This is a genomic window from Paraburkholderia sp. SECH4 (assembly GCF_030511745.1).
GTDB classification, from domain to species: domain Bacteria; phylum Pseudomonadota; class Gammaproteobacteria; order Burkholderiales; family Burkholderiaceae; genus Paraburkholderia; species Paraburkholderia madseniana.
Genome location: NZ_JALOCP010000008.1, coordinates 1 through 20,230 on the forward strand (window position 1 = coordinate 1; position 20,230 = coordinate 20,230).

Below are 20,230 nucleotides of genomic sequence, written 5' to 3' on the forward strand. Positions count from 1 at the left end.
TGTCGTTGCAGGCGCTTGAAAGTTAACACAAATTCGAATTTGTTAACAGTATTGGTCCTAAACCCTTGAAAACACAACCGATTCGCGTGCCGGATTAACGGGATATCTTGCAACCCGGCCCTAATCGCGTTACACTCTTTGGCTTCTCACTTGCCACACCGGTTCAGACGCCCGGGTGGCTCTAATCCACAAGTCCACAAGGAGTGTGTATGCGTCATTATGAAATCGTCTTTATTGTGCACCCCGATCAGAGCGAGCAAGTGCCCGCCATGATCGAGCGTTACAAGAGCACGATCACCTCGCACGGTGGCCAGATCCACCGTATCGAAGACTGGGGCCGTCGCCAACTGGCCTACATGATCGAGAAACTCGCGAAGGCTCACTACGTCTGCATGAACATCGAATGCGACCAAACCACGCTCGACGAGCTGGAACACGCATTCAAGTTCAATGACGCGGTTCTGCGTCACCTGATCGTCAAGATGAAGAAGGCCGAAACCGGCCCGTCGCCGATGATGAAGGAAGTGCAGCGCGAAGAAGCCAAGAAGTCGGCTGCTACGCAACCGTCCGAAGCGCAGGCTTAAGACACACTATTTAAGCTACCAGACGAAAGCGTCGCTCTCGCCAAAGGCTACATGAATCGGCTGCAACTTACGGCCAGCGTCGTCGAACGCGAACCGGTGCGGTATACCCCCGCCGGCGTTCCGATTGCAGGCTGCACGTTGCACCACCGCACGGAAGTCGTCGAAGCCGGCATTGCCCGGCAAGTCGAACTGACCATGCAGGCGGTAGCCGCAGGTGAGGCGAGCGGTAAGCTGGAAGGCTGTCAGATGGGCGTAGAAACGCTCTTCACAGGCTTTCTGGCGAAAAAGCACCGCAACGCAAGAACTCTGGTATTTCACATCACAGAATTGCAGGACATTGGAAAGGACTGAACATGCCCCGCCCGACTGGTAAGAAATTCGACAAGCGTCGTCAGCAACAAAATCCGCTCTTCAAGCGCAAGAAGTTCTGCCGTTTCACGGCCGCTAACGTCGATCACATCGACTACAAGGACCTCGAAACGCTGAAGGACTTCATCGGCGAAAACGGCAAGATCACGCCGGCGCGTCTCACGGGTACGAAGTCGCACTATCAACGCCAGCTGGATACGGCAATCAAGCGCGCACGTTTCCTCGCGCTGGTGCCGTACACCGACCAGCACAAGGCCTAACCCGACGACGCGATAAGGAGTATCCGAATGCAAATTATTCTTCTGGAAAAAGTCGTCAATCTGGGCAACCTGGGCGATATCGTGAAGGTCAAGGACGGTTACGCACGTAACTTCCTGATCCCGAACAAGCAAGCTCGCCGTGCAACGAAGGAAGCCCTGGCTGAATTCGAAGTTCGCCGCGCAGAACTCGAAAAGATCGCCGCTGAAAAGCTGGCTGCCGCTCAAGCTCAAGGCGAAAAGCTGGCAGGCTCGACGGTTCAGATCAATCAGAAGGCTGGCGTCGACGGCCGTCTGTTCGGTTCGGTGACGAACGCGGACATCGCTGACGCACTGGTTAAGCAAGGCTTCGCAGTGGAAAAGGCGCAAGTGCGTCTGCCGGAAGGCCCGCTGAAGCTGGTTGGCGACCACGCTGTTCAGGTCTCGCTGCACACCGACGTTCTCGTCGATGTCAACGTGGCTGTGATCGGCGAACACGTCTAAGCATGTAGTAGCATCTGCCAGGTTGTTGCTGGCAAAAGGCAGGGGCCGGGTGACCGGCCCCTGCCTTTTTTATTGCCCGTTTTCGATGCACCGAAGTATCGGTTTTTGATTTCCCTCCGCGCGCATTTACCCCGATAATTCCTCTCCATGAACGCACCGTCCAAAGATCCCCAAATCGAGTCGCTGAAAGTCCCGCCGCATTCGATCGAAGCCGAGCAGTCGGTGCTGGGCGGCCTGCTGCTCGACAACGCGGCATGGGACCGCATCGCCGACTTCCTGTCACAGAGCGATTTTTACCGATACGACCACCGCATCATTTTCGAGCACATCGGCAAGCTGATCGCGGCGACGCGTCCGGCCGACGTGATTACCGTGTATGAGGCGCTCGGCACCTCGGGCAAGGCGGAAGAGGTCGGCGGTCTGGCGTACCTGAACGCGCTGGCGCAGAACACGCCAAGCGCGGCCAATATCCGCCGCTACGCGGAAATCGTGCGCGATCGTGCGGTGCTGCGCCGCCTCGTATCCGTGGCCGACGAAATTTCCGCCGACGCTTTCAATCCGCAGGGCAAGGAAGTCCGCCAGTTGCTGGACGAGGCCGAATCGAAGGTGTTTTCGATCGCTGAAGACGGCGCGCGTGGCACGCAGGGCTTCCTGGAGATCGGGCCGCTCCTGACCGAGGTGGTCGAGCGGATCGACACGCTGTATCACACCGCCAATCCGAGCGATGTGACCGGCACGCCGACTGGCTTCGTCGATCTGGATCGCATGACTTCGGGCATGCACGGTGGTGAGCTGATCATCGTGGCAGGGCGCCCGTCGATGGGTAAGACGGCGTTTTCGATGAACGTCGGCGAATATGTGGCGGTCGAGTACGGCCTGCCGGTCGCCGTGTTCTCCATGGAAATGCCGGGCTCGCAGCTCACCATGCGTATGCTGGGCTCGGTCGGCCGGCTCGACCAGCACCGCATGCGGACCGGGCGTCTGACTGACGAGGATTGGCCGAAGCTCACGCACGCGGTGCAGAAAATGAGCGAGGCGCAGATTTTCATCGACGAAACCGGCGGCCTGAACCCGATGGAATTGCGCTCCCGCGCGCGTCGGCTGTCGCGCCAGTGCGGCAAGCTCGGCCTGATCATCATCGACTATTTGCAACTGATGAGCGGTTCGTCGTCGGGTGAAAACCGTGCGACCGAAATCTCGGAAATCTCGCGTTCGCTGAAGAGTCTCGCCAAAGAACTCGACGTACCCGTGATCGCGTTGTCGCAGCTCAACCGGGGTCTTGAGCAGCGCCCGAACAAGCGGCCGATCATGTCCGACTTGCGCGAATCCGGCGCTATCGAGCAGGATGCGGACGTCATTCTGTTCATTTACCGCGATGAGGTGTACAACCCGGACAGCCCGGACAAGGGCACGGCGGAGATTATCATCGGTAAACAGCGGAATGGTCCGATCGGCCCTGTTCGCCTTACGTTCCACGGCCAATTCACGAAGTTCGACAATTTTGCCGGTGCGCAGAATTTCTACAGCGAGTGAAGAGATAAGTGAAGAGATAAGTGAAGCGCCTGTTGTAACGGTGCTTTCAAAAGTGCGGCGTCGATCCCGGAACGGTACAATGTGGCGGTTTTATGTCAGCCATAATGTGACCAATTTTCGGGATCCCAATGTTCGGTCGTTTCATGCCCACCGAGGGCAAGTTCTTTGAAATTTTCAATGCGCACGCAACGTGCATCGTCTCTGCAAGCCGCGAACTCGAGCTGCTGATCGACAACCTGCAGGACGCCGAGACCCACAAGCAAAACGTGCAGAAGGCCGAAAAGGCCGCTGACAAGCTCACCCACGAAGCCATCGACCTGCTGCACAAGACCTTCATCACGCCGCTCGACCGCGACGAGATCCACAAGCTGATCACCACGATGGACGACATCCTCGATCTGATGGAGGACGTCGCTACCGCTATCTCGCTGTACGACGTGCAGGCGGTAACCTCCGAAGCGAGCCAGTTGGCGCATATCTGCACGGCCACCTCCGAGCGTGTGCAGTTCGCCGTCAGCCTGCTGTCGGACATGAAGCAGGCGAGCCAGATCCTGAAGGCGTGCGAGGACATCGACCGTCTGGAATCGGAAGCCGACCGCGTGCTGCGCTCGGCGATGTCGAAGCTTTTCCGCGAAGAAGACAACGTCAAGACGCTGATCAAGCTGAAGGCCATTTACGAACTGCTCGAAACGATCACCGACAAGTGTGAGGACGTGGCGAACATCATCGAAGGCATCGTGCTGGAAAACGCATAATGCAATCGATACAACTCGCTATCTGGGTCGTCGCCGGCCTGGTTGCCGTCGCGCTGATTTTCGACTTCATGAACGGTTTCCACGACGCGGCGAATTCGATCGCCACGGTCGTGTCGACCGGCGTGCTGAAACCACAGCAGGCCGTGGCCTTTGCGGCGGCATTCAACGTTATCGCGTATTTTGTGTTCCACCTGAAAGTGGCGCAAACGGTCGGCAAAGGCACAATCGATCCGAATATCGTTGACCACTACGTCATTTTTGGCGCGCTGGTCGGCGCGATCGGCTGGAACATCATCACGTGGCATTACGGTATTCCGTCCAGCTCGTCGCATGCGCTGATCGGTGGGCTGGTGGGCGCGGCGCTTGCCAAGTCGGGCTGGGGTTCACTCAATTTCGACGGGTTGATGAAGACGGTTACCTTCATTTTCATCTCGCCGCTGCTCGGTTTCGTACTCGGCTCGTTCTTCATGCTGGCGGTCTCGTGGATCTATTTCCGCACGCCACCGAGCAAGGTCGACCGGCGTTTCCGGCGTCTGCAACTTGTCTCAGCAGGTTTGTATAGCCTCGGCCACGGCGGTAACGATGCGCAGAAGACCATCGGCATCATCTGGATGCTGCTGATCGCGACCGGCTATGCCTCGTCGATCGCGGACGCACCGCCGCTGTGGGTGATCGGTGGCTGCTATCTGTCGATGGGTATCGGCACGTTGTTCGGCGGTTGGCGGATTGTCCGCACGATGGGCCAGAAGATCACCAAGCTGAAGCCGGTAGGCGGTTTTTGCGCCGAGACGGGCGGGGCGATCACGCTGTTCACCGCGTCGTGGCTCGGCATTCCAGTGTCCACCACGCATACGATTACCGGCGCGATCGTCGGTGTCGGCGCGACGCAGAAGTTGAGTGCGGTGCGTTGGGGGGTAGCGGGCAACATCGTCTGGGCGTGGATTCTGACGATTCCGGCCTCCGCAGCGCTCTCCGCGGCTGCCTGGTGGCTCGGCCACCGCTTCCTGTAAACGGCAAGTGCGGACGGCGAAGGCAGTCCGCACAATGCTCTGCCATGGAGCCCGGAGCCAAAAGCACCGGGCCGCACACCCCTAAAAGCTGCAAATAAAGCGCGCCACTCAAATCAGCGGCGTGCTGCCTCCATCCATCGGGACGATTGCGCCCGTCACATAGCTCGCGCGGCGGCTCGCCAGAAACAGCGCGACGTCAGCGATTTCCTCCGGTTTTGCATAGCGTCCGAGCGGCACCTTGGCCTGCCCGCGCGCCAGCGCGTCCGCGTTTTCGATGCCTTGCCGCGACGCTTCCAGCTTGACTGCTTCCTCGACGCGCTCGGTCAGCGTCGCCCCCGGATTGATTGCGTTGATGCGGATGCCGTAGCGCGCGTAGTAATGGGCGAGGCCGACGGTGGCGAGCATCAGCGCGGCATTGGCGGCACCACCGGCGATATGGATGTCGCTAGCGATTTTGCCGCCCATGCCGATGATGTTGACGATCGTGCCGGGTGCGGCGCCGTCGCCGGCCTTGACGCGCTCGGCCATGCGCCGCAGCACTTCCTGCTGCGGGTAGATGTAAGGGAAATATTTGGCTTCCATGGTGGCGCGGAACGCGTCGGCGTCCAGCGTTTCCGGGTCATAGCGGCGGGCTGCGCCGGCGCTGTTGATCAACACGTCGATGGGGCCGACGGCGGTGCTGACTTCCTCGACGATGTCCGCAGCACTGTGCGGTTCGTGCAGGTCGGCGCGAGTGCGATGCACGTGCAGACCCTCCTGCTTCAACTGTTCGTAAGCGCGTGCGAGATTGGCGGGGTCGCGCGAAACGATCGCGACCTTTGCGCCCTCGAGGGCGAACGCCCGGGCGCAGGCGAACCCGATCCCTTTGCTGCCGCCCGTGATTAATACCACCTTGTCATTCAGCCCGAGATCCATCGTTATCACCCGCTGTCGGAAGAATATCGATGACGATAGCAGATCGGCAGCGCAGCGGGGATGGGCAGGTTCCAGGTGCGGAGTGTGGGCGCTACCGGGAGACTGAATTCGAGCGGCACGGCCGTCGCTACGAGCAATGAGCCACGGCCTGAGCCGTTAGAAACTGCCGTTGGCAAAGCGCGCGATTGGGTCGTCGGTGGTTTGCGTGGGGGCAGGGGTGCCACGCGATGCGGTCGAGGCGCGCATGATCTGCACGCCCGCGTTCCCCTCGGCTTGACGAGCTTGTTGGGCCTGGCGCACGGCGACGGAAGCGGGTGGCGGCGGCTCGAACGCATCGGCAGCCGCGTCGATCGGATCAGGCGCGCGAGCCGTAACCGTTGGCGGTTCAGCACGCGCAGCCGCTGTCTGCTGATTCGCCGAGCCGGCAACAGCGTCATACGTACTCGCCTGAGCGGTCGGCACGGACCCCGGAGACACCGCACCTGCCGCGCGCGCTTGCATCTGCGCGGCGCTCATACCAGGCGGTGGGGGCTCGAACGGATCAGCTTGCGGTGCCGCAGTCGCGGCTACCGTAGGTTGGCCGGTTGCGGTCAACGGCGGACGAGTGGTCGCCGCGACACGCGCCGTTTGCTGTGGCGTCACAGGGTTCGCGGCATAGCCCGAAGCTTCCGCAGCAGCAGGGACTCCCGCATAGCCCGACGCTTGCGGCGCAACAGAGGCTGCTGCATAGCCCGAAGGCCGCGTCGCCGCAGAACTTGCCGAGTAGCCCCAAGCTTGCGCTGTCACCGCGGCACCCGCATAAGCCTGTGCCGACTGAGCCTGAGCCACCGGCGCGACACGCTCGGGTTGAGGCGCCGCCGCCTGATAGCTCGGCGTATCGAACGGCGCCGGTGTCGCAGCCGGAGCCGCCACCCGACGAATACCGTCGAAGCGCTTGGCCCAATACGGATTGGTCAGGTAGTCGAGCCGCACGGTGCCGCCCGTCGACGGCGCGTTAACAAAGCGCAGCTTGCCCACATAAATGCCGACATGCGAATGCGCGCGTCCGGTGGTGTTGAAGAAAATCAGATCGCCCGGCGCAATTTCATCCGGTTCGATCGATTCGCCGCGGCCGCTCATATCCGCGGTAGTCCGCGGCAGATTGACGGATGCAGCGCGTGACACCACATAGCGAACCAATCCACTGCAATCGAAGCCGCTATCGGGCGTATTACCACCCCAGCGGTATGGAATGCCGACCAGACTCATCGCCTGGATTGAGATTTCCTCGCGACCGATGCTGTGATCGACGAAATTCGGGAAACCCGGCGGCGGCGCATGATAGGCGCCGTTCGTGACCACGACCGATGAACCCGGCCCGCGCGACGTGTTTTGCGGCGCGCCGGCGCAAGCGGCGAGCAGCAAAACGGTCAGCAGCGAAAAGGCGAGTCGGCGCATGAAGACGAAGGGAGCGGTAAACGCTCGTTTAATGGCGGACGATTTCGGGATGGTAGCCCGTCGAACCTGGCTCAGGCAAGAATTCTTGATAACTCACTTGAAGTTTGTGCGCTAAGTGTTGCCCAGCGGGAACGTGTGCCCAATAAAAAAGCCACGTCCGGGCTGACCCGGACGCGGCTTCTAGCCGAAGCTAAAGCATTGAAACTTAAAGAATCTCCGACGCGTAATCCGCCAGGCGCGAGCGCTCGCCACGCGCCAGCGTCACATGCCCGCTGTGCGCCCAGCCTTTGAAGCGGTCGACCACGTACGTCAGGCCCGAACTGCCTTCCGTCAGGTAAGGCGTATCGATCTGCGCGATATTGCCGAGACAGATGATCTTCGTGCCTGGACCCGCGCGCGTGACCAGCGTCTTCATCTGCTTCGGCGTCAGGTTTTGCGCCTCGTCGATGATCAGATACTTGTCCACGAACGTACGGCCGCGCATGAAGTTCATGCTCTTGACCTTCAGGCGCGAGCGGATCAGTTCCTGAGTCGCGGCGCGGCCCCATTCGCCGGCGGCGTCGTCGGTTTTCTGCAGGACTTCGAGGTTGTCGTCGAATGCACCCATCCACGGCTGCATTTTTTCCTCTTCCGTACCCGGCAGAAAGCCGATGTCTTCACCGACCGGCACCGTGGCGCGCGTCACGATGATCTCGTTGTAGCGCTTGTCGTCGAGCACCTGGGCAAGACCGGCCGCGAGCGCGACCAGCGTTTTGCCGGTGCCAGCCTGACCCAGCAGCGTGACGAAGTCGATCTCCGGATTCATCAGCAGGTTCAGCGCGAAGTTCTGCTCGCGATTGCGCGCCGTGATGCCCCACACGTTGTTCTTGTGGTGGCCGTAGTCGCGCAAGGTTTGCAGCAGCGCCGTCTTGCCGTTCAGCTCGCGCACCAGCGCATGAAACGTCGGCTCGCCGTTCTGCGGTTCCAGATAGACGAATTCGTTGACCAGCATCGAAGCGCAGAGCGGACCCGTCACGCGGTAATACGTGGTGCCGGTTTTGGTGTCCTGCCAGCTTTCCATGCCCTTCGCGTGCTTGGTCCAGAAATCCTGGGGCAGCGCGCGGATGCCCGAGTACAGCAGATCGCTGTCTTCGAGTACCTGGTCGTTGAAGTAGTCTTCCGCGGGCAGGCCGAGTGCATGCGCCTTGATGCGCATGTTGATGTCTTTCGACACCAGCACGACCTGGCGATCCATCCGGTCGCGCTGCAACGCCCGCACCACGCCGAGAATCTGGTTGTCGGCCTTGCCTTCCGGCAGACCTTCGACCGGCTCGATGGCGTTGAGCTTGGTCTGGAAGTACAGGCGCCCGGACGCCTCACGGCTGCCGAGACGCGCAAGTGAAATGCCGTCCGAGATGTTGCCGGCGTTCGCCACCAACGCGTCCAGCGTGCGGCTCACCTGCCGCGCGTTGCGCGCGACTTCCGACATGCCCTTCTTGTGGTTGTCGAGTTCTTCCAACGTCATCATCGGCAGATAGACGTCGTGTTCCTCGAAACGGAACAGGCAGCTTGGATCGTGCATCAGCACGTTCGTGTCGAGCACGAAAAGCTTCTGCATTTCGAGCGGGTCTGCGGCTGCGCCGCGCTTCTTGCTGGTGCCGCGCGTGCTGGGTGCTGCGGCTGCGGGCGTGCTGGCGGTCGGGTCTTTCGCGCTTGGCGCGCGCGCGACGACCGGCTGCGATTTGGCCGCAGGCGTAGGAACGACCGCTGGTTCGGCTTGCGGACGGGTAGCGGGAACCGGTTGCAGCAAGGCGGCGGTCTGCTTCGATTTGCGACCGCGCGCGCCTGCGTCGCGCGCCGGTGCGGCTTGCTCGGCGGATGCAGACGCAGCAGGGGAGGCCGACGATGCCGGCACGGGCCGCAACGTGGTCGCGGCATTGGCGGCGTGCGCCATCGGTGTGGCGACGTTCGCGCGGCCGTAATCGGCCGACTCTGCTGATTCCCCTCCGACTGCCTGTTTCTTCGCGGCGGAGCGCGCCGGCGTGGCGGCTTTGGCCTTGTATTCGTCAGGCGGCAGGAGATTGCCGAGCTTGCTGGGGGGGGTAGGCAAAGGCATGGTTTCCCTCGAATTAATCGGGTCACATTTCGTGCGCCGCCTGTCGCATTCTGCCGGTGCCAGTGAGTGCGCACGCAGTTTGCGCCCGGAGGCGCGCATTCGGTCTAGAGATGCCGGTTCGCCTGGTTTTCGATCGGCTCCTTAACGGAAGCGCGTGGCCGAGTGAACGCACGGCCGCGCGCAATTAAAAAAGCCGCCGCCCCGGCGTACGGGACAAGCGGCTCGCCTTCGGTTATCGCGTTGCGCCTCATGACTTCGACGGAGCCGACAAAACGGCCGTCAAGTCTGGCGCAGCGACGAAAAGTGTGGGGTGGACAGGCACTCATTGGAACCCAATATAACGCGCCTCAAAGCGCTTGTACAGCCTCCAGAATGTCATCGACATGCCCTGGCACTTTCACGCCGCGCCACTCCTGGCGCAGCACGCCTTCGGCGTCGATCAGGAACGTGGAGCGTTCGATCCCACGCACTTCTTTGCCATACATTTTCTTCAATTTCATGACGCCGAAGAGCGCACACAAGGTTTCTTCCGGGTCCGAGATCAACGGAAACGGCAGTTCGAGCTTTGCCTTGAAATTGTCATGGGAGCGCAGGCTGTCGCGTGACACGCCGAGAATTTCCGCGCCGGCTTTCCTGAACTTCGGATACAGATCGCGGAATTGCAGACCTTCGGTCGTGCAGCCCGGCGTGTTGTCCTTCGGGTAGAAATACAGCACCACCTTCTTGCCCCGCAGCTTGGACAGCGTGATCTCGCCACCGGTAGCGGGGGCGGTAAAGTCGGGGATGGGTTGGTCGACTGCGATGGGCACGAGGTTCTCCGGTTGTTATGGCCGACGCCGCAGCACTTGCACTTGCAACTGCTGCGGCGTCGGCCTGGCATCGAGGCTTTCGGGGAGGGCGACTGGCGCGTGTGGTGGTTGCTCGCGCGGCGGCCTGGTCGTCAGTGCCGGCGAGAAATTGGCCAGTCAGGGCTGGACAATCAGCTCGCCGGAGCGGCCTGGAATTTCGCCCCACGTAACAGGGTACGATGGCAGCGTGCTGCGGTCTAGCGTGGCGTAGTAATCACCCATGGTCGCGAAGGTGTGGCCTTGCGCGCGCCAGCCTTCCAGCAGCTGTTCGAAAATCGGCGCGAGCTTTTGTCCTTCGAGCTCCGCGTGCAGCGTGAACACCTGATCGTGCGGATTGTTTGCGGTGTGCTTCAACATCCATGCGGCGACGTTGTGCTCATCGACCCCATCCACGCCGAGCACTTCGTCGAGCGTGGGCAGCGTGGTGGGCATCTGCACGTGCGACAGTTGCCGGCCGTCGACCACCGGCAGATACGGCGAGTGGCCGCGCCCGTCGGACGCGTAGTGCATGCCCCACGCGTCGATCTGCTCGAACGCATGTCCGTTCATCTGCCAGCCCGCCGCACCGTGCGTGACGGGCGGCGCGCCGAAGATCGCGACGAAGCGGTTGAAGCTCTTCTGCATCTGCTTCTCGGTCCACTCCTGATCTTGCGAACGCACGTTGTCCTGCCAGTACACGTGGTCCCAGGTGTGGATGCCGCATTCGAAACCGGCCTCGTGAATCGCGCGCATTTCCGCGGCGGTCTTCACGCCGATATCCGGGCCCGGCAGCAGCACGCCGTACATCAATTGCTTGATGCCGTAATGTTCGACCACCGAGGTGCGCGACACCTTCTTCAGAAAGCCCGGCCGCAACACGCGGCGCATCGCCCAACCGGTGTGGTCGGGCCCGAGGCTGAAGAGGAAAGTGGCGCGCGCCTTGAAGCGGTCGAAGATGCGCGCGAGATTCGGCACGCCTTCGCGGGTGCCGCGCAGCGTGTCGACGTCGATCTTCAGGACGATACGAGCCAAGGATCAGGCCTTATTGTTGTTCGACGAGGGCGCGAGCTTCGGCGACGTGGCCGCGATACGCTTCGAAGATCTTGCGCAGCGCTTCGTCGAAGGTCGACTTCGGCGCCCAGCCGAGTTCCTGCATCGTGTTGTCTATCTTCGGCACGCGGTTCTGCACGTCCTGGTAGCCCGCACCGTAGTACGCGCCCGAGGACGTTTCGACCAGTTGCACCTTCTTGGCCAGCTCGGCGTATTCCGGGAATTCGGCGGCCAGCGTCAGCATCTTGTGCGCGAGCTCGCGCACCGAGAAGTTGTTGGTCGGGTTGCCGATGTTGTAGATCTTGCCCGTGGCGACGCCGTCCTTGTTTTCGATGATCTTCATCAGCGCGCCGATGCCGTCGTCGATATCCGTGAACGCGCGCTTTTGTGCGCCGCCGTCCACCAGGCTGATGTTCTCGCCGCGCACAATGTGGCCGAGGAACTGCGTGACCACGCGCGAGCTGCCTTCCTTCGGCGTATAGATCGAGTCGAGGCCCGGGCCGATCCAGTTGAACGGACGGAACAGCGTGAAGTTCAGGCCTTCCATGCCGTAACCCCAGATCACGCGGTCCATCAACTGCTTGGAGCACGCGTAGATCCAGCGCGGCTTGTTGATCGGGCCATACGACAGTTGCGACTCTTCCGGATCGAACTGCTCGTCCGTGCACATGCCGTAGACCTCGGAGGTCGACGGGAACACGAGGTGCTTCCCGTACTTGACGGCCGAACGCACGATCGGCAGGTTCGCTTCGAAGTCGAGTTCGAACACGCGCAGCGGCTGCTTCACGTACGTGGCGGGCGTGGCGATCGCGACCAGCGGCAGGATCACATCGCACTTCTTGACGTGATACTCGACCCACTCCTTGTTGATCGTGATGTCGCCTTCGAAGAAGTGCATCCGCTCATGGTTGATCAGGTCACCCAGACGTTCGGTCTGCATGTCCATCCCGAAGACTTCCCAATCGGTCGTTTCGAGAATGCGTTTGGACAGGTGATGGCCGATAAAGCCGTTCACACCCAGAATCAGGACTTTTTTCATGAGTAACGGGGAGTTTCGAGGGGAGTTTGGATGAGCCGGGCGAATTCGGCCGCGGTGACAACGGTTTCGTTGCCGTCATGCTGGTGCCGCAATTCGTGGATGGCGATCGAGCGACCGTCGCCGCATATCGCAAAAACGGCATTATCGCTTACGTGCAGGCCCGGGGGCAAATCCGAGCGAAGCGCGCCGGGCGTAGCCAGACGCGCGCGGGCGACGATGAAGCGGTGGCCTGCGATATCGGTGAATGCGCCGGGATAGGGCGGCGCGACCGCGCGGATCAGGTTGTAGACCTGTTGCGCGGGTTGGTTCCAATCGATCCGGCCGTCTTCCGGCTTGCGCCCGCCGTAGTAGCTGCCGTGCGACAGATCGTTCGGCAGATGCGGCGCTTCGCCCGCCAGCAAGGCCGGCAGCACGCGCCACAGGGTCTGTTCCGCGGCCACCGTGACTTTGTCGAACACTTGCGCGGCGGTGTCGTCGGGCAGGATCGGCACCGGCGTTTGCGCGATGATCGCGCCCGCGTCGGGCTTGGCAGCCATTTCGTGCAGCGTCGCGCCGGTTTCGGTTTCGCCGTGGATCACCGCCCAGTTGGTCGGCACGCGGCCGCGGTACTTCGGCAGAAGCGAGCCGTGCATGTTGTAAGCGCCCCGTGCGGCGAGCGCCAGCAGGTCGACCGGCAACATGTGGCGGTAGTAGAACGAGAAAACGAAGTCCGGGCGCGCGGCGCTGACCGCGGCGCGCAGTTCCGGGCTCTTCGGATCGGCCGGCGTGACGACCGGAATGCCGTGCTCGGCCGCAACCGAGGCGACGCTGCCGAACCAGATGTTTTCGGTCGGACTGTCCTCATGCGTGACGACCAGTGCCACGTCGACGCCACGCGCGAGCAGCACCTGCAGGCAGCGCACGCCGACGTTGTGATACGCGAATACGACGGCGCACGGCTTCATGGATTCGGGCCCTGATCGATCAGCGGCGCGGCCTGCACGGCCTGCACGACCGCCTGACGCGGCGCTTCGGTCACGGTGGTGCCGTCGCGCTGCTCGAGAATCGTCTGCACCAGATAACGCGGACGCGCGCGCACCTGCTGATAAATCCGGCCGATGTATTCACCCAGCAGGCCCAACGCGAAGATGATCACGCCAAGCAGGAAGAAGATAACAGCGAACAGCGTGAACACACCTTGCACTTCCGCGCCGATGATGAAGCGGCGAATCAGCAGCAGCACGAACAGTGCCGCGGATCCGAGCGACAGGATCACGCCGATGAACGACAGCCATTGCAGCGGCACCACCGAGAAGCCGGTGACGAGGTCGAAATTCAAACGGATCAGCGAATACAGCGAGTACTTCGATTCGCCGGCAAAACGCTCTTCGTGCGCGACTTCGATCTCGACCGGGTTCTGCGCGAAGGTGTACGCGAGCGCCGGAATGAAGGTGTTGATTTCACCGCAGCGATTGATCGTGTCGATGATGTGCCGGCTGTACGCGCGCAGCATGCAGCCCTGGTCGGTCATCTTGATGCGCGTAATGCGCTCGCGCAGACGGTTCATCGCGCGCGACGCCTTGCGGCGCCACAAGCTGTCCTGGCGTTGCAGACGGATCGTGCCGACGTAGTCGTAGCCTTCGCGCATCTTGTTGACCAGCTTGGCGATTTCCTCCGGCGGATTCTGCAGGTCGGCGTCGAGCGTGATCACGATCTCGCCGCGCGACTGCTCGAAGCCCGCCAGAATCGCCATATGCTGGCCGTAATTCCCGTTCAGCAGGATCACGCGGGTCGTGTCGGGCCGCGCGCGGAACTGCTCGGCGAGCAGGGCGGCGGATTTGTCGCGGCTGCCGTCGTTGATGAAGATCACTTCATAACCGGTGCCGAGCGCGTCGAGCGCCGGGTAGAGGCGCGCGAACAGCGCGGCCAGCCCGGCTTCCTCGTTGTACACCGGGATGATGATCGACACTTCCGGTGCGACGGCGCGATGTTCCGAATAAATCATTTCCGCTTATTTTCCGTATTGTTCGCAAATTTCATTGACCGCGCGGCAGACCCGCTCCACGTCGCCCTCGTTCATCAGCGTGAACAGCGGCAACGTGACGGTGGTGGCGCCGTAGCGCTCCGCATGGGGGAACATGCCTTCCTTGAAGCCGCGCGCACGGTACAGCGAGAACAGGTGAATCGCCGGGTAGTGCACGCCCGAACCGATGCCGCGTTCCTTCAACTGGCCCATGAAGCCCGCACGGTCGATCGACAGTTTTTCGAGCGGCAGCGTGATCTGGAACATGTGCCAGTTGCTGTTTTCGAAGTCGGCAAACGGCAGGCCGATGCCCAGCTTGACCGCCGCGCCGCCTTCGAGCCCGGCGAAATAGGCGCGCACGAGCTTTTTGCGCTGTGCGAGGAAACGCTCCACATGCGGCAACTGACCGAGGCCGACGCGCGCGGCGACGTCCGTCAGGTTGTACTTGCCGCCCAGCACGTCGCAGTCCATGCCGTCGAAGCCGGTGCGAGTGATGCCTTGCAGGCGGTACTTCTGCGCAAGGATCGCTTCTTCCTCGTTGTTCAGCACCAGTGCGCCGCCTTCGATCGAGGTCAGATTCTTGTTCGCGTGGAAGCTGAACGAGACCATATCGCCGAGTTTGCCGATGCGTTCGCCTTTCCACGTCGAGCCGAACGCCTGCGCGGCGTCTTCGATCACGCGCAGCTTGTGGGCGCGGGCGATTTCATACAGCCGGTCCATGTCGACCGGCAGGCCCGACAGATACACCGGAATGATCGCCTTGGTGCGCGGCGTGATGGCCTTTTCCAGCAGATCGAGGTCGATGTTGCGGGTGACCGGATCGATGTCGACGAACACCGGCGTCGCGCCGACTTCGTAGACCACATTGCTGGTCGCGACCCACGAGGCGGGCGTGGTGATGACCTCGTCGCCTTCGCCCACACCGGCGATACGCAGCCCGATTTCAAGCGTCGCGGTGCCGGAATTGAACGTGCGCACCGGACGGCCGCCGCAGAACTCGGACAACGCCGCTTCGAACTTCTGGTTCTGCGGGCCGGTCGTGATCCAACCGGAGCGGAGCACGTCGGCGACGCCCTGAATCGTCTCTTCATCGATCTCAGGTTTGACAAACGGCAAAAACGGGACTGTTGACTGGCTCATGAATGCTTCGCTCGATTGAAAGGGGCGCAACCCGAAGGGCGCGAAGTAGATCACAAACTACGCGCAAACCCAAGGCCACGACTAAAAAAGGGCGCAACCGCCAAGCTTACCGCGGCCAAGCTTACGTTTTACTTATCCGGCGACGATGCCCGGTTTTCCGCATCTTTTTCCGCCGGCATTTTCGCGGCGCGCGCATCAGTGCCGCGCAATAAACGGTAATAAATCGTGCCCGGCGCCGTGCTGCCGGGGCCGTGCCGCCTAGCTGCGCGCCAGGACGACCACGCCGATCAGGATGACGCCGATCCCCACCAGCTTCTGTACCGACATCACTTCGCCGAATAGATACCACGCCGCGAACGCGTTGACGACGTATCCGAGCGACAACATCGGATAGGCGATCGACACGTCCACCCGCGAGAGTCCGATCACCCATACGCCCACGCTGATCACATAACAGGCCAGCCCGCCGATGATCGGCGGTTGGGTCGCGAGGCGAAAGGCGATGGGCAGGATGTTCGCACGGGTGAATTCGAAGTGTCCAACGGCATTCGTTCCGGCTTTGAGCAGCAACTGCGCACCGGCGTTCAACGTGACGCCTGCGAGGATACAAAAGAGCGAAATCGGGTTCATCGAACGGTCAGTTCCTGAGATGGGGTCATTGTTGTGGTTTTTCCACTGGTGCGGGTGCGTCGGGCGCCGGTGCGTTCTGCGCCGCAGCGTCGGATGCGGGCACCGCCACGGGCTTCATCACCACCACCCGGCGCGAGTCGCGCGCGATCACCTGCATCGGCAGCCCCTCTTTGAGCAGCCTGTCGTAAGTGGACGGCGGGATCAGCGCGAGCGCATAGCGATCGGCCTTCCAGCGCTCGATCCACGCGTCGACCGTCGGCACCCATTTCTGCGGTTCGACGGATATGCCGAACGCCAGTTCGTCCGGATGTTCGACCATGATCATCGTGTGGTCGACGTAGAACGGCATCGTATGGTCGAGCACGCCGACCGAGTAGAACGGCGTATCGGCCGGCAACTTCGCGATTTCGGCCTTGATCGCGGGCGCGAGCGGCGCGCCGGAACTCAGGCGACCGAACACGTCGTGACCCGTGCCGGCGATCGTGCCGAGCAGCAGCCACGCCGCGCCAAAGCTCGCGACGGCGCCAAGGGTGCCGACGCGGCTGCGGCGGTTCAGCCACAGCGCGAACAGCGTGACCACGAAGGCGACGCCGAGCGCCGCCAGCACCCAGGTGCGGTATTCGACGTACAGCTCGGTCGGGTTGCGCGCGTTGCCGAAGCGCCCCATGAACATCGCGGCAAACGCGGCCACGACGAGAAACAACGCATAGCCGGCCAGATGGCGGCGCAACTGGTCACGTGTGACGAGCGGCAGGTACATGCCGATAAGCAGGGCGATCGGCGGCGCGATCGGCAGCGTGTACGAAAGCAGCTTGGAGTGAGAGGCGCTGAAGAACAGAAAGATGAACGCGGTCCATACCAGCATCAGCGTGACCGGCGCGAAGCCGTTCGGCTGGCGCGGCAAGCGCCACGCATGGCGCACGCTCTGGAAGGTCACCGACAACCACGGCAGGAAGCCGACCAGCAGCACCGGCACGAAATAGTAGAACGGCCCGGGGCGGTTCTGTTCAGGCGTCAGATAGCGCTTGAACTGTTGAACGATGAAGAAGAAGTTCAGGAATTCCGGGTTGCGCTGCTGCACGAGTACGAACCACGGCGTGACGATCGCGAAGAACACGATCAGGCCGCCGATCAGATGCAGACGCTTCCATACGGCCCAGTCGCGTGCGACGAGGGTGTACAGCACCAGCACCGCACCCGGCAGGATCACGCCGACGAGGCCCTTGGACAGCACCGCCAGCGCCATCGCCCCCCAGCACACCCACATCCATGCCCGCACGTTGGCCGTCGGCAGGTTGGGGCGCTGCGCCAGCAGCAGCGCGCAGAGCGTCAGCTCCATCCAGAACGACAGGCCCATGTCGAGCGTGTTGAAGTGGCCCATCAGGTTCCAGTACGGCGACGTGGCCAGCGCGATCGCCGCGAACACGCCGGTCGCCGCATTGAACACGCGCGCCCCGGTGAAGCCGATCAACAGCACGCCGGCAAAGCCCGTCAGCGCGGTGTAGAGCCGCGCCTGCCATTCGCCGATGCCGAACCACGCGAACGTGAGCGCGTTGAGCCAGGTTTGCAGCGGTGGCTTCTCAAAATACTTGTAGCCGTTGTAGCGCGGCGTGATCCAGTCGCCGGTGACGAACATTTCGCGCGCCATTTCGGCGTAGCGGCCTTCGTCGCTCGGCAGCAGATGCCGCCAGCCGAGCGGCACGAACCAGATTACGGCGAGGGCCAGCACCAGCAGCAGGATCGTGGTGCGGTTGAGCGGTAGCCTCGTCGGCGTATCGTTCATGAATTTCAACCTTTTTGGCGACGCCGCGTGGGCAGCGAGGCAGTGTTATTTGAAAATGGCGATCGCCGGCATGGCGCCAATGGCGCGCAGTGTACGTTATCGGCCGTGGCGCGGCCAGGGCGCGCGGCCGGTCCGGCGATGCGCACGCGGCGGCTGCCATGCCCGACGGCCGGTGCCGGCACGTCAGGCAAACACCCGCTGCTCGGCGCCACTAGGCTTCGATCAGCAACGCGGCCGCGACCTTGCGGCCCTCGGCCATCAGAATGTTGTAGGTGCGGCAGGCGGCCTTGAAGTCCATCGTTTCGACGCCGATGCGTTTGGCGGTGAGCGCGGCGGTCAGGCGCGGATGGGGGAAGCGCAGCCTCTCACCGCTGCCGAATATGACCACTTCGGGCGCGGCGTCCACCAGCATGGCGAAGTGCTCGGCGCTCAGGTCTTCGAACGAGGAGACAGGCCAGGGGATGACGGGGGCTTCCGGCAGCAGGAGAATGCTGCCGACGTGGCGCACCAGATTGATTTCGACATAGCCGGCGCCGTAACCGGTGACGGTGTTGAGGGCGCCGCTGGAATCCTGATGTAATTTCAAATTCGTTTTCCGAAGTCGTCGTGAGACATCATGCGTGTTGGCGGCCTGACCTGGCAGAACGGAAGCAGGGCGGTTTGACGCGAGCGGGACACGCGAGTGGCACAGCGAGTGACACAGAAGCGGCCGAAAAGGCTTGCCGATGCGGTTGGTGCATTGCGGAAGTCGGCCAAAATCCGCTAAATTATAACTTTTTAGCCGCCTTGCGGCGCCCCTCGCTCAAGTGCCACCTCATGTGCTGTCATAAGCCGCCCTGAGGGCACGGGCGCGGCCCATCGGCTACCTGCCCTGGTTCTGCCCGCATTTCGTCTGCTTTTCTCGTCTCTGGCGGACGTGCCGCGTCATAATTCCCCGTATCGGCGGACTTGCCCGGGTCCCGGTTTTTCCGCCCCCGCTTGTTCGCCCAAGCCCATCAACAGGATGAAGTGCCCGCCGTGAAACCGATTCTCAAATCCAACAAGTTGTTGAATGTCTGCTACGACATTCGCGGGCCTGTCCTCGAACATGCGAAACGGCTCGAAGAAGAGGGCCACCGCATCATCAAGCTGAACATCGGCAATCTCGCGCCGTTCGGCTTCGACGCGCCGGATGAAATCATCCAGGACATGATCCTGAATCTGCCGGGCTCGTCCGGCTACTCGGATTCCAAGGGGGTGTTCGCCGCGCGCAAGGCGATCATGCATTACACGCAGCAAAAGGGTGTGCATGGCGTCGAACTGGACGACATCTACATCGGCAATGGCGCCTCCGAGCTGATCGTGATGGCGCTGCAGGGCCTGCTGAACGACGGCGATGAAGTGTTGCTGCCCGCGCCTGACTACCCGCTGTGGACCGCCGGCGTAAGCCTGTCGGGCGGCACGCCGGTGCATTACATCTGCGACGAATCGAATAGATGGATGCCCGATCTGGACGACATTCGCGCGAAAATCACGCCGAATACTCGTGCGCTCGTCGTCATCAATCCGAACAACCCCACCGGCGCGCTCTACTCGGACGAACTGCTGCTCGGCCTGATCGAGATCGCCCGCCAGCACGGCCTCGTGATCTTTGCCGACGAGGTCTACGACAAGATCGTCTATGACGGCAAGAAGCACACGTCGATGGCCGCGCTCTCCGAGGACGTGCTCACCGTCACGTTCAACAGCCTCTCGAAGAGCTACCGCTCGTGCGGCTACCGCGCCGGCTGGATGTTCATCTCGGGCCTGACCGGCGAGAACCGCCGCAATGGCAAAGACTACTTCGAAGGGCTCGGCATTCTGGCCTCGATGCGCCTGTGCCCGAACGTGCCCGGCCAGTACGCGATCCAGACCGCGCTCGGCGGCTATCAGAGCATCAACGACCTGATCGTGCCGAGCGGGCGCCTGTACAAACAGCGCGAACTCGCGTATGACATGCTGACGGCCATCCCCGGCGTGAGTTGCGTGAAGCCCGAGGCGGCGCTGTATATGTTCCCGCGCCTCGACCCGAAGATTTATCCGATCAAGGACGATCAGCAGTTCATCCTCGACCTTCTGCTGGAAGAGCGCGTGCTGCTGGTTCAAGGCACCGGTTTCAACTGGAAGACGCCGGATCACTTCCGCGTCGTGTTCCTGCCGAACGTGGACGACCTCGCGGATTCGATCAACCGGATCGCGCGCTTCCTCGACGGCTACCGCAAACGCCACACGGCTTGAGATGGACGGCGCGCCCGGCGCGCGCCGCTGCCAGCCCCAGTTTCCTTTTAATCCCTTACTCGAAA

Annotated in this window: 20 protein-coding genes; 8 read left to right on the plus strand and 12 right to left on the minus strand. The window is 62.1% G+C overall.

The window, feature by feature from the left end; all coding sequences use genetic code 11:
- The first annotated feature begins 209 nt into the window (after window positions 1–209).
- The 7 genes from rpsF to M0D67_RS13440 all read left to right on the plus strand — a co-directional run bounded on the left by rpsF (window position 210) and on the right by M0D67_RS13440 (window position 4,991).
- Window positions 210–584: a 30S ribosomal protein S6 gene (gene rpsF / locus M0D67_RS13410; RefSeq protein ID WP_006048823.1), complete on the plus strand. Its 375-nt coding sequence runs from the start codon at window positions 210–212 to the stop codon at window positions 582–584.
- A gap of 51 nt (window positions 585–635) precedes the next feature.
- Entirely contained in the window at window positions 636–935 is a 300-nt protein-coding gene (gene priB, locus M0D67_RS13415; RefSeq protein ID WP_028196682.1) for a primosomal replication protein N, read from the plus strand.
- Window positions 936–937: 2 nt separating this feature from the next.
- The gene (rpsR, locus tag M0D67_RS13420) at window positions 938–1,213 is read left to right on the plus strand and encodes a 30S ribosomal protein S18 (RefSeq protein ID WP_012432802.1); all 276 of its coding nucleotides are present in this window, start codon (window positions 938–940) and stop codon (window positions 1,211–1,213) included.
- Between the two features lie 27 nt (window positions 1,214–1,240).
- A complete protein-coding gene (gene rplI / locus M0D67_RS13425) occupies window positions 1,241–1,693 on the plus strand; it encodes a 50S ribosomal protein L9 (protein ID WP_266238914.1) in 453 nt (150 codons plus the stop codon).
- Between the two features lie 147 nt (window positions 1,694–1,840).
- Window positions 1,841–3,226: a replicative DNA helicase gene (locus tag M0D67_RS13430; protein ID WP_063495982.1), complete on the plus strand. Its 1,386-nt coding sequence runs from the start codon at window positions 1,841–1,843 to the stop codon at window positions 3,224–3,226.
- 128 nt (window positions 3,227–3,354) lie between these two features.
- Entirely contained in the window at window positions 3,355–3,981 is a 627-nt protein-coding gene (locus tag M0D67_RS13435) for a DUF47 domain-containing protein (RefSeq protein WP_028196679.1), read from the plus strand.
- Complete coding sequence (locus tag M0D67_RS13440; protein ID WP_154564808.1) at window positions 3,981–4,991, plus strand: inorganic phosphate transporter; 1,011 nt, start codon at window positions 3,981–3,983, stop codon at window positions 4,989–4,991. Before M0D67_RS13435 ends, M0D67_RS13440 begins: the two co-directional genes overlap by 1 nt.
- A 108-nt stretch (window positions 4,992–5,099) precedes the next feature.
- On the opposite strand, the gene M0D67_RS13445 is transcribed toward M0D67_RS13440, so the two are convergent.
- The 12 genes from M0D67_RS13445 to M0D67_RS13500 all read right to left on the minus strand — a co-directional run bounded on the left by M0D67_RS13445 (window position 5,100) and on the right by M0D67_RS13500 (window position 18,495).
- Window positions 5,100–5,906 carry an SDR family oxidoreductase gene (locus M0D67_RS13445; RefSeq protein ID WP_154564806.1) on the minus strand — a complete coding sequence of 269 codons (807 nt, stop codon included), beginning with the start codon at window positions 5,904–5,906 and terminating at the stop codon, window positions 5,100–5,102.
- A gap of 156 nt (window positions 5,907–6,062) precedes the next feature.
- Window positions 6,063–7,343 carry an NlpC/P60 family protein gene (locus M0D67_RS13450; RefSeq protein ID WP_266238915.1) on the minus strand — a complete coding sequence of 427 codons (1,281 nt, stop codon included), beginning with the start codon at window positions 7,341–7,343 and terminating at the stop codon, window positions 6,063–6,065.
- Between the two features lie 205 nt (window positions 7,344–7,548).
- The gene (locus M0D67_RS13455) at window positions 7,549–9,438 is read right to left on the minus strand and encodes a PhoH family protein (RefSeq protein ID WP_266238917.1); all 1,890 of its coding nucleotides are present in this window, start codon (window positions 9,436–9,438) and stop codon (window positions 7,549–7,551) included.
- Between the two features lie 347 nt (window positions 9,439–9,785).
- Entirely contained in the window at window positions 9,786–10,247 is a 462-nt protein-coding gene (locus tag M0D67_RS13460; RefSeq protein WP_168435879.1) for a peroxiredoxin, read from the minus strand.
- A gap of 156 nt (window positions 10,248–10,403) precedes the next feature.
- Window positions 10,404–11,297 (minus strand): polysaccharide deacetylase family protein, encoded by an 894-nt coding sequence (locus M0D67_RS13465; protein WP_266238918.1) that lies wholly within the window; start codon window positions 11,295–11,297, stop codon window positions 10,404–10,406.
- A 10-nt stretch (window positions 11,298–11,307) separates the two neighbouring features.
- Window positions 11,308–12,354 (minus strand): bifunctional UDP-4-keto-pentose/UDP-xylose synthase, encoded by a 1,047-nt coding sequence (locus M0D67_RS13470; protein WP_154564798.1) that lies wholly within the window; start codon window positions 12,352–12,354, stop codon window positions 11,308–11,310.
- A complete protein-coding gene (locus tag M0D67_RS13475) occupies window positions 12,351–13,298 on the minus strand; it encodes a formyltransferase (RefSeq protein WP_266238919.1) in 948 nt (315 codons plus the stop codon). The genes M0D67_RS13470 and M0D67_RS13475 overlap by 4 nt, the downstream gene beginning before the upstream one ends.
- Window positions 13,295–14,338, minus strand: coding sequence for a glycosyltransferase (locus M0D67_RS13480; protein WP_154564794.1), 1,044 nt, complete (start codon window positions 14,336–14,338; stop codon window positions 13,295–13,297). The genes M0D67_RS13475 and M0D67_RS13480 overlap by 4 nt, the downstream gene beginning before the upstream one ends.
- Before the next feature lie 6 nt (window positions 14,339–14,344).
- Window positions 14,345–15,496, minus strand: a complete 1,152-nt coding sequence (locus tag M0D67_RS13485; protein WP_266238920.1) for a DegT/DnrJ/EryC1/StrS aminotransferase family protein — start codon at window positions 15,494–15,496, stop codon at window positions 14,345–14,347.
- A 258-nt stretch (window positions 15,497–15,754) separates the two neighbouring features.
- Complete coding sequence (locus M0D67_RS13490) at window positions 15,755–16,126, minus strand: SMR family transporter (RefSeq protein ID WP_054034531.1); 372 nt, start codon at window positions 16,124–16,126, stop codon at window positions 15,755–15,757.
- A gap of 25 nt (window positions 16,127–16,151) precedes the next feature.
- Complete coding sequence (locus M0D67_RS13495) at window positions 16,152–17,909, minus strand: glycosyltransferase family 39 protein (RefSeq protein WP_266238921.1); 1,758 nt, start codon at window positions 17,907–17,909, stop codon at window positions 16,152–16,154.
- A gap of 211 nt (window positions 17,910–18,120) precedes the next feature.
- Window positions 18,121–18,495: an Mth938-like domain-containing protein gene (locus tag M0D67_RS13500; protein WP_154564788.1), complete on the minus strand. Its 375-nt coding sequence runs from the start codon at window positions 18,493–18,495 to the stop codon at window positions 18,121–18,123.
- Between the two features lie 422 nt (window positions 18,496–18,917).
- Here M0D67_RS13500 and M0D67_RS13505 point away from each other — a divergent pair, with 422 nt between their 5' ends.
- Complete coding sequence (locus M0D67_RS13505; RefSeq protein ID WP_168435878.1) at window positions 18,918–20,165, plus strand: pyridoxal phosphate-dependent aminotransferase; 1,248 nt, start codon at window positions 18,918–18,920, stop codon at window positions 20,163–20,165.
- The last annotated feature ends 65 nt before the right edge of the window (window positions 20,166–20,230 follow it).